Below are 9,714 nucleotides of genomic sequence, written 5' to 3'. Positions count from 1 at the left end.
GTAAGTAATATGCTTGAAATTGACAGTAACGAGTACAGCAAGGAAAAGGCCGAATGAGGAGCAGAGTTTACTTAGGTAAATGAGCACCGGAATGAAGCATTTGACGAAGCTGGACGAAGTTAATGGCAATTTCCAACAAAGGCAGTAAGTCTAAAATTGTTAGTGACGAGCAAGACAAGGAAAAATGCGAAGGAGGAACAGAGTTTACTTGAGTAAATGAGTACCGCAGTGAGTATTTTGACACAGTATTGCGAAGTTAATAACAATTTTCAACAGAGTCAAAGACAACTTTTAAATTAAGAGTTTGATCCTGGCTCAGGACGAACGCTGGCGGCGTGCCTAACACATGCAAGTCGGGCGAAGAAGCTCCTTCGGGAGAATCTTAGCGGCGGACGGGTGAGTAACACGTGGGTAACCTGCCTCAAAGAGGGGGATAGCCTCCCGAAAGGGAGATTAATACCGCATGACAAATATAATCCGCATGGATTATATTTTAAAGGAGAAATCCGCTTTGAGATGGACCCGCGGCGCATTAGCTAGTTGGCAGGGTAACGGCCTACCAAGGCGACGATGCGTAGCCGACCTGAGAGGGTGAACGGCCACATTGGAACTGAGAGACGGTCCAGACTCCTACGGGAGGCAGCAGTGGGGAATATTGCACAATGGGCGAAAGCCTGATGCAGCAACGCCGCGTGAGTGAAGAAGGTTTTCGGATTGTAAAGCTCTGTCATCTGGGACGATAATGACGGTACCAGATGAGGAAGCCACGGCTAACTACGTGCCAGCAGCCGCGGTAATACGTAGGTGGCAAGCGTTGTCCGGAATTACTGGGCGTAAAGGGTGCGCAGGCGGACATTTAAGTGAGATGTGAAATACCCGGGCTTAACCCGGGCAGTGCATTTCAAACTGGGTGTCTGGAGTGCAGGAGAGGAGAACGGAATTCCTAGTGTAGCGGTGAAATGCGTAGAGATTAGGAAGAACACCAGTGGCGAAGGCGGTTCTCTGGACTGTAACTGACGCTGAGGCACGAAAGCGTGGGTAGCAAACAGGATTAGATACCCTGGTAGTCCACGCCGTAAACGATGAGTACTAGGTGTAGGAGGTATCGACCCCTTCTGTGCCGCAGTAAACACAATAAGTACTCCGCCTGGGAAGTACGATCGCAAGATTAAAACTCAAAGGAATTGACGGGGGCCCGCACAAGCAGCGGAGCATGTGGTTTAATTCGAAGCAACGCGAAGAACCTTACCTGGACTTGACATCCCCTGCATATCTCAGAGATGAGAGAAGCCCTTCGGGGCAGGGAGACAGGTGGTGCATGGTTGTCGTCAGCTCGTGTCGTGAGATGTTAGGTTAAGTCCTGCAACGAGCGCAACCCCTGTTGTTAGTTGCTAACAGTAAGATGAGCACTCTAACGAGACTGCCGCGGTTAACGCGGAGGAAGGTGGGGATGACGTCAAATCATCATGCCCCTTATGTCCAGGGCAACACACGTGCTACAATGGGCAGAACAGAGAGAAGCAAGGCCGCGAGGTGGAGCGAACCTCAAAAACTGTTCCCAGTTCGGATTGCAGGCTGAAACCCGCCTGCATGAAGCTGGAGTTGCTAGTAATCGCGAATCAGCATGTCGCGGTGAATACGTTCCCGGGCCTTGTACACACCGCCCGTCACACCATGAGAGCCGGCAACACCCGAAGTCCGTAGTCTAACGAAAGAGGACGCGGCCGAAGGTGGGGTTGGTGATTGGGGTGAAGTCGTAACAAGGTAGCCGTAGGAGAACCTGCGGCTGGATCACCTCCTTTCTAGGGAGTCGAAAGGGAGCCTGAGAAAGGCNGAGAGCCGGCAACACCCGAAGTCCGTAGTCTAACGAAAGAGGACGCGGCCGAAGGTGGGGTTGGTGATTGGGGTGAAGTCGTAACAAGGTAGCCGTAGGAGAACCTGCGGCTGGATCACCTCCTTTCTAGGGAGTCGAAAGGGAGCCTGAGAAAGGCTTTCTTAAAAGGTTTGTCTTATGTAAGTATCCGTTTATTCTGTTTGATTTTGAGGGATTATCCTCAAAAATTTTATAATTTNNNCTTGCACGCAGAGGGTCAAGAGTTCGAATCTCTTTATCTCCACCATTGAGGGCTTATAGCTCAGCTGGTTAGAGCGCACGCCTGATAAGCGTGAGGTCGATGGTTCGAGTCCATTTAAGCCCACCATTAATCAATTGTAAAATGCCTAATTAACATTTCACAATTGATAGTTAAATTTTATTTTAGTTTTACAGTGAGAACATCAATTGTGAATTGAGCACTGCGAATTGAAAGAAATTTGTTCTTTGAAAATTGCACAGTAAATATAATAGAGTTGGCAGTAACGAGCATATCGAGGAAAAACTGGAGCGAGGAGTGGAGTTTACTTATGTAAATGAACACCGGAACGAGAGTTTTGACGAAGAGATGCGAAGTTAATGGCAATTTTAAAGCTAAAATTGGCAGCAGCGAGTACAGCAAGGAAAAGGCCAAAGGAGGAGCGGAGTTTACTTAGTGTAAATGAGCACCGCAGTGAGGCATTTGACGCAGCTGTAGGAAGCTAATGGTACTTTTAGAGCTAAGGTTAGAAATAACCTTTGTAGGAAAGCAAGTTATAACTCAGATTGAAGTTAAAAAAACATTTAAAGTAAGATTTATAACTCAGTAATAGAAAATTGGCAGCAGCGAACAAGACCAGGAAAGACTCGATAGAGGAGCGGAGTTTACTTAGTGTAAAGGAGCACCGCAGTGAGGCATTTGACGCAGCTGTAGGAAGCTAATGGTAATTTTAGNTGAGCACCGCAGTGAGGCATTTGACGCAGCTGTAGGAAGCTAATGGCAATTTTAGGGCTAAGGTTAGAAATAACCTTTGTAGTAAAGCAAATTATAACTAAGATTGAAGTTAAAAAAACATTTAAGGTAAGATTTATAACTAAGTAATAGATAATTGGCAGCAGCGAACAAGACAATGAGACTCGATAGAGGAGCGGAGTTTAGTTAGTGTAAATGAGCACCGCAGGGAGGCATTTGACGCAGCTGTAGGAAGCTAATGGTAATTTTAGAGCTAAGGTTAGAAATGACCTTTGTAGTAAAGCAAGTTATAACTCAGATTGAAGTTAAAAAAACACTTAAGGTAAGATTTATAACTAAGTAATAGAAAATTGGCAGTAACGAGCAGTTCGAGGAAAGGCTTGAGGGAGGAGCAGAGCTTACTTATGTAAGTGAGCACCGCAGCGAAAGACTTGACGATGAAATGCAAAGTTAGTAGCAATTTTTCAATCAGAGTAATAGAAAATTGGCAGTAACGAGTAGTTCGAAGAAAGGCTTGAGGGAGGAGCAGAGCTTACTTATGTAAGTGAGCACCGAAGCGAAAGACTTGACGATGATATGCAAAGTTAGTAGCAATTTTTGAATCAGAGTAATAGAAAATTGGCAGTAACGAGTATGGCAAGGAAAAAGCAGAAGGAAGGGCGGAGTTTACTTATGTAAATGAGCACTGGAGTGAAGCTTTTGACGCAGCCAGGGGAAGTTAATGGCGATTTTCCAATCAGAGTAATAGAAAATTGGCAGCAGCGAACAAGACAAGGAAAGACTCGATAGAGGAGCGGAGTTTACTTATGTAAATGAGCATCGGAAAGAGAGTTTTGACGAAATATTGTGAAGCTGATGGTAATTTTCGAAGCAAAGGTCAAGCTACAAAGGGCGCACGGAGGATGCCTTGGCACCAGGAGCCTAAGAAGGACGTGATAAGCTGCGAAAAGCTCTGGGTAGGCGCAAATAGCCAGAGAACCAGAGATATCCGAATGGGGAAACCCACCCGGCAAAGACCGGGAACTGGAGTCTGAATACATAGGACTTCAGAGGCAAACCCGGGGAACTGAAACATCTAAGTACCCGGAGGAAGAGAAAGAAAGATCGATTTTCCAAGTAGCGGCGAGCGAAAGGGAAAGAGCCCAAACCAGGAACTTGTTCCTGGGGTTGAGGTCAGGTCAAAAAGAGAGAGGAAGCTTAAGCGAATACAACTGGAAAGTTGAGCCGCAGACGGTAAAAGCCCGGTAGGTGAAAAGCAGAGACTCGAAGGCCTGAACCAGAGTACCACGAGACACGAGGAACCTTGTGGGAAGCAGGGAGGACCACCTCCCAAGGCTAAATACTACCTGGTGACCGATAGAGAAGAAGTACCGTGAGGGAAAGGTGAAAAGAACCCCGGGAGGGGAGTGAAATAGAATCTGAAACCGTGTGTCCACAAATAGTCGAAGCACAATAAAGTGCGACGGCGTGCTTTTTGTAGAACGAGCCAGCGAGTTGCGGTATGCAGCAAGGTTAAGTACTTAAGGTACGGAGCCGGAGGGAAACCGAGTCTTAAAAGGGCGGGAAGTTGTATAGTGCAGACCCGAAACCGGGTGACCTATCCATGGCCAGGTTGAAGCGGAAGTAAAATTTCGTGGAGGACCGAACCACAATGGTGTTGAAAAACCATGGGATGAGCTGTGGATAGCGGAGAAATTCCAATCGAACTCGGAGATAGCTGGTTCTCCTCGAAATAGCTTTAGGGCTAGCGTCGGGAATGAGTAATGGAGGTAGAGCACTGACTGGGGTAGGGGCTGACAACAGTTACTGAACCCTATCAAACTCCGAATGCCAAATACTTGAATTCCGGCAGTCAGACTGCGAATGATAAGATCCGTAGTCAAAAGGGAAAAAGCCCAGACCACCGGCTAAGGTCCCAAAGTGTAAGTTAAGTGGAAAAGGAAGTGTGATCTCTAAGACAACTAGGATGTTGGCTCAGAAGCAGCCATACATTTAAAGAGTGCGTAACAGCTCACTAGTCAAGAGGTCATGCGCCGAAGATGTCCGGGGCTAAAACTTACCACCGAAGCTGTGGGCTAGAGATAGCGGTAGAGGAGCATGCTGTCCAGGTAGAAGCTGTACCGGAAGGAGCAGTGGACAGGACAGGAGAGAGAATGCTGGCATAAGTAGCGAGAAATAAGTGAGAATCTTATTGGTCGAAAACCTAAGGTTTCCTGGGGAAGGTTCGTCCACCCAGGGTAAGTCGGGACCTAAGCCGAGGCCGAAAGGCGTAGGTGATGGACAATCGGTTGAGAGTCCGATACCGCAGAATACCGGTAAAGACCCGAAGGGATGACGCAGGAGGATAGGATGTGCATACAGATGGAGGTATGTCCAAGCAGCGAGTAAGGGAAGGGAGGCAAATCCCCCTTTTCAATTGTGAGCTGTGACGGGGAAGCCGAAAGGCGAAGTATCCGAGATCACACTGCCGAGAAAAGTCTCTAGGGAGGTAAACTGTGCCCGTACCGCAAACCGACACAGGTAGGTGAGGAGAGGATCCTAAGACCATCGGAAGAATTGTTGTCAAGGAACTCGGCAAATTGACTCCGTAACCTAGGGAGAAGGAGTGCCTCGGAAGAGGCCGCAGAGAAGAGGCTCAAGCAACTGTTTATCAAAAACACAGGTCTCTGCTAAAGCGAAAGCTGAAGTATAGGGGCTGACGCCTGCCCGGTGCTGGAAGGTTAAGGGGAATACTTAATAGAGATATGAAGGTAAGAACTTAAGCCCCAGTAAACGGCGGCCGTAACTATAACGGTCCTAAGGTAGCGAAATTCCTTGTCGGGTAAGTTCCGACCCGCACGAATGGCGTAATGATTTGAGCACTGTCTCGACAACAAATCCGGCGAAATTGAAGTGCAAGTGAAGATGCTTGCTACCCGCGATTGGACGGAAAGACCCCGTAGAGCTTTACTGCAGCTTAACACTGAATTTCGGTATTGTCTGTACAGAATAGGTGGGAGACATGGAAGCATGGGCGCCAGCCCATGTGGAGCCGACGTTGGGATACCACCCTGACGGTACTGGGATTCTAACCGGGTGCCATGAAACTGGCGACGGGACAATGTTAGGTGGGCAGTTTGACTGGGGCGGTCGCCTCCGAAAGGGTAACGGAGGCGTACAAAGGTTTCCTCAGAAGGGTTAGAAATTCTTCGGAGAGTGCAAAGGCAAAAGGGAGCCTGACTGCGACACAGACAGGTGGAGCAGGGACGAAAGTCGGTCTTAGTGATCCGGTGGTACCTCGTGGGAGGGCCATCGCTCAACGGATAAAAGCTACCTCGGGGATAACAGGCTGATCTCCCCCAAGAGTTCACATCGACGGGGAGGTTTGGCACCTCGATGTCGGCTCGTCGCATCCTGGGGCTGAAGTAGGTCCCAAGGGTTGGGCTGTTCGCCCATTAAAGCGGCACGCGAGCTGGGTTCAGAACGTCGTGAGACAGTTCGGTCCCTATCCGTCGCGGGCGCAGGAAATTTGAGAGGAGCTGTCCTTAGTACGAGAGGACCGGGATGGACTGACCTCTGGTGAACCAGTTGTTCCGCCAGGAGCACCGCTGGGTAGCCAAGTTGGGAAGGGATAAACGCTGAAAGCATCTAAGCGTGAAGCCCCCCTCGAGAAGAGATTTCCCACAGCGAAAGCTGGTAAGACCCCTCGGAGAACACGAGGAGATAGGTCAGGGGTGTAAGCAGGGTAACCTGCTCAGCTGACTGATACTAATAGGTCGAGGGCTTGACCAAAAGAAGACATGGATGGGATATTTACTGTGCAATTTTGAGAGAACAGAGTTTTTAAAGTTTATATTTATGTTGTAGAAACTTTAAAAAGTTTTTTTAAGAAGTATTGACAAGTAACAAGAAGGACAGTATAATATTAAATTGTGATGGGGAAATTTTTGACGAAATTTACTTAACTAAAGTTGGTAAGTACTGATGAAGGTGATATGCTAAATAAATTGGTAGTAACGAGCAAGATGAGGAAAAATGTGAATGAGAAGCGGAATTTACTTATGTAAATGAGCATCGGAATGAATGTTTTGACGAAATATTGCGAAGTTAATAGCAATTTATAAGAAAATTAGNGTAAAAATATCTGGTGGCAATAACGTGAAGGCAACACCCCTTACCATTTCGAACAGGAAGGTTAAGCTTCACAGTGCCCATGGTACTGCAGGGGAGGCCCTGTGGGAGAGCAGGTCGTCGCCAGGTAAATATATGGATCTTTAGCTCAGTTGGTTAGAGCAACCGGCTCATAACCGGTTGGTCCGGGGTTCGAGTCCCTGAAGGTCCACCATATGGGGGTATAGCTCAGCTGGGAGAGCATCTGCCTTGCACGCAGAGGGTCAAGAGTTCGAATCTCTTTATCTCCACCACACGAGTAACAATTTGTTACTCTTTTTTTAGTTATCATATATAGCGCTTAATATTCGTCTGTTGACTGAAAAAGTTAAAGTTTTAAATCCTTTTAAAGACCAAAAGTTATGTCTATTTTTGGCCTATTTTTTATATATTTATTTTTTTATATATTGAGTAAAATCAAATTAGTGTGAAAATTTATTTGATTTTAGCAGGGATTTTAAGTTGTAAGTAGAATATATAAACTAAGTGCAAAGTAAGAGGAGGAATTGCTTATGAAAAATTATTCAACAAAATATTTAAGAAATGTAGGAATTATTGGTCACAGTGGATCTGGGAAAACTACATTAACAGAAGCAATACTTTACTATACGAAAGCTACAGATAGATTTGGGAAAATTGAAGATGGAAATACTGTTAGTGATTATGACACTGAAGAAAAAAAGAGAAAAATATCTTTATCTACATCAATAGTTTCTTGTGAATATAATGATGTAAAGATAAATTTAGTTGATATGCCAGGATATTTTGATTTTATAGGAGAAACTGTGGAAGGATTAAGAGCTGTTGATACAGCAATGATTGTTGTATCAGGTGTATCAGGAATACAGGTAGGGACAGAAAAATCCTGGGATTATTTAAATAAGAACAATTTACCAAGAGCCTTTTATGTGAATAAGCTAGATAGGGAAAATTCTAATTTTGGAAAGGTGATGGAAGAATTAAAGCAGAAATTTGGTATATCTGTAGTACCTGTTCAGTATCCTATAGGTAAAGAAAGCGATTTTAAAGGTGTTGTAAACGTTATTTCAAGAAGAGCTAGGATATTTAATAGTAAAACTAAAGCTATGGAAGAAGGGGATATACCTGAAGATATTTTAGAAAAAGTAGATGAATGTAAAAATATGATAATGGAAGCCGTAGCAGAGACAGATGAAAAACTTTTAGATAAATATTTCGATGAAGGTACTTTAAGCGATGAGGATATATATGAGGGTTTAATAAAGGGGTGTTCAAAGGGAGAAGTAGTGCCTGTAATGTGTGGTTCTGCTTTAACTGGAATAGGAATAGAGACTTTTATTGAAGATATAATTGAATGTTTTCCATCACCAGAAAATATAGAGCCTATTAAAGTTATAGATATAAAAAATGACTCTGAACACACTATAAAAATAGATGAAAAAGAACCTTTTTCAGCATTTGTTTTTAAAACTATAGCGGATCCTTTTGTTGGTAAATTATCTTTGTTTAGAGTTATAACGGGAAAGTTGAAATCTGATATGACAGTGCATAATGTTAAAAAGAACAAAAATGAAAAAATGGGATCCATGTATTTTCTAAGAGGTAAACAGCAGATTCCTGCCTCTGAAATAACGGCTGGGGATTTAGGCGCTGTATCTAAACTACAATTTACAAGTACGGGGGATACACTATGTTATCCTAAGTCCTCTGTGATATTTGAAGATATTAAATTTCCGCAGCCTGTAATTTCAATGGCAGTTTTACCTAAATCTAAAAATGATGAAGATAAAATATTAAACGGATTGAATAAGATGGTAGAAGAAGATCTTACTTTTAAAATATCTAGAGATACGGAAAATGCAGAGGTGATAATATCTGGATTGGGCGAGACTCATATTGATGTAATATCATGTAAATTAAAATCTAAATTCGGTGTGGAAGTTGTTTTACAGGAACCAAAAGTACCTTATAGAGAAACCATAAAGAAAATTTCAGATGTTCAAGGGAAACACAAGAAGCAATCAGGAGGACATGGACAATATGGAGATGTGAGAATTAAATTTGAGCCCAGGACTGATGGGGAAGATGATTTAGAGTTTGTGGATAAAGTAGTAGGAGGGGTAGTACCTAGACAGTATATACCAGCAGTGGAAAAAGGTCTAAGGGAGTGTGTAAATCATGGAGTATTGGCTGGCTATCCTGTAATAAGATTAAAAGCCACACTTCATGATGGCTCATATCATCCTGTAGATTCATCAGAAATGGCATTTAAAGTTGCAGCCTCACTAGCATATAAAAAGGGACTTATGGAAGCTGAACCAATATTATTGGAACCTATTGAACATGTGGAGATATCTGTTCCCGAGCACTATATGGGAGATATAATTGGGGACATCAACAAAAAACGAGGAAAAGTACTGGGAATGGAGAGTTCAGAAGGAAATCAAATAATAATAGCCGAAGTTCCTCAAGCTGAAATGTTTAAATATGCTACAGATTTAAGATCCATGACCCAGGCCAGAGGAAGTTTTACTATGAGATTTGAAAGATATGAAGAGGTGCCAAGTTCTGAAGCAAATAAGATAATAGAAAATAAGAATAAAATAAAAGTTAAAGAAGGGTAAAATAAGTTAATAAAAGACTGGTGTACAATTAAATTTGTGCACCGGTCCCTTCAATCAAGTAACTTTATTAATTCTTCAAAAAATCTGCTGCCATCTGACTATAAACTGCTGCTCCTATAGGAAGACAGTTCTCATCA

1 protein-coding gene, 3 tRNA genes and 3 rRNA genes are annotated in these 9,714 nt (G+C 43.9%); all 7 read left to right on the top strand.

The window, feature by feature from the left end; translation table 11 throughout:
• The first annotated feature begins 292 nt into the window (after window positions 1-292).
• The 7 genes from ACFHWD_RS19860 (at window position 293) to fusA (ending at window position 9,577) form a co-directional block, all read left to right on the top strand.
• Window positions 293-1,802: ribosomal RNA gene (locus tag ACFHWD_RS19860) — 16S ribosomal RNA — on the top strand.
• Between the two features lie 322 nt (window positions 1,803-2,124).
• Window positions 2,125-2,201 (top strand) — tRNA-Ile (locus tag ACFHWD_RS19855).
• 1,499 nt (window positions 2,202-3,700) lie between these two features.
• A 23S ribosomal RNA gene (locus ACFHWD_RS19850) occupies window positions 3,701-6,596 on the top strand.
• 351 nt (window positions 6,597-6,947) lie between these two features.
• Window positions 6,948-7,064, top strand: a 5S ribosomal RNA gene (gene rrf / locus ACFHWD_RS19845).
• Together the 16S, 23S and 5S rRNA genes with 3 tRNA genes alongside form the textbook arrangement of a ribosomal RNA operon.
• A gap of 8 nt (window positions 7,065-7,072) precedes the next feature.
• Window positions 7,073-7,149 (top strand) — tRNA-Ile (locus ACFHWD_RS19840).
• A 3-nt stretch (window positions 7,150-7,152) separates the two neighbouring features.
• Window positions 7,153-7,228, top strand: a tRNA-Ala gene (locus ACFHWD_RS19835).
• Between the two features lie 258 nt (window positions 7,229-7,486).
• On the top strand, window positions 7,487-9,577 hold the full coding sequence (gene fusA, locus ACFHWD_RS19830; protein WP_179978360.1) for an elongation factor G: 2,091 nt from the start codon (window positions 7,487-7,489) through the stop codon (window positions 9,575-9,577).
• Window positions 9,578-9,714: the final 137 nt, after the last annotated feature.

This window comes from Clostridium sp. MT-14 (genome assembly GCF_042436595.1).
In the GTDB taxonomy this organism is placed as follows: Bacteria; Bacillota; Clostridia; order Clostridiales; family Clostridiaceae; genus Clostridium_B; species Clostridium_B aromativorans.
This window is presented reverse-complemented; position numbering and strand designations above follow the sequence as displayed.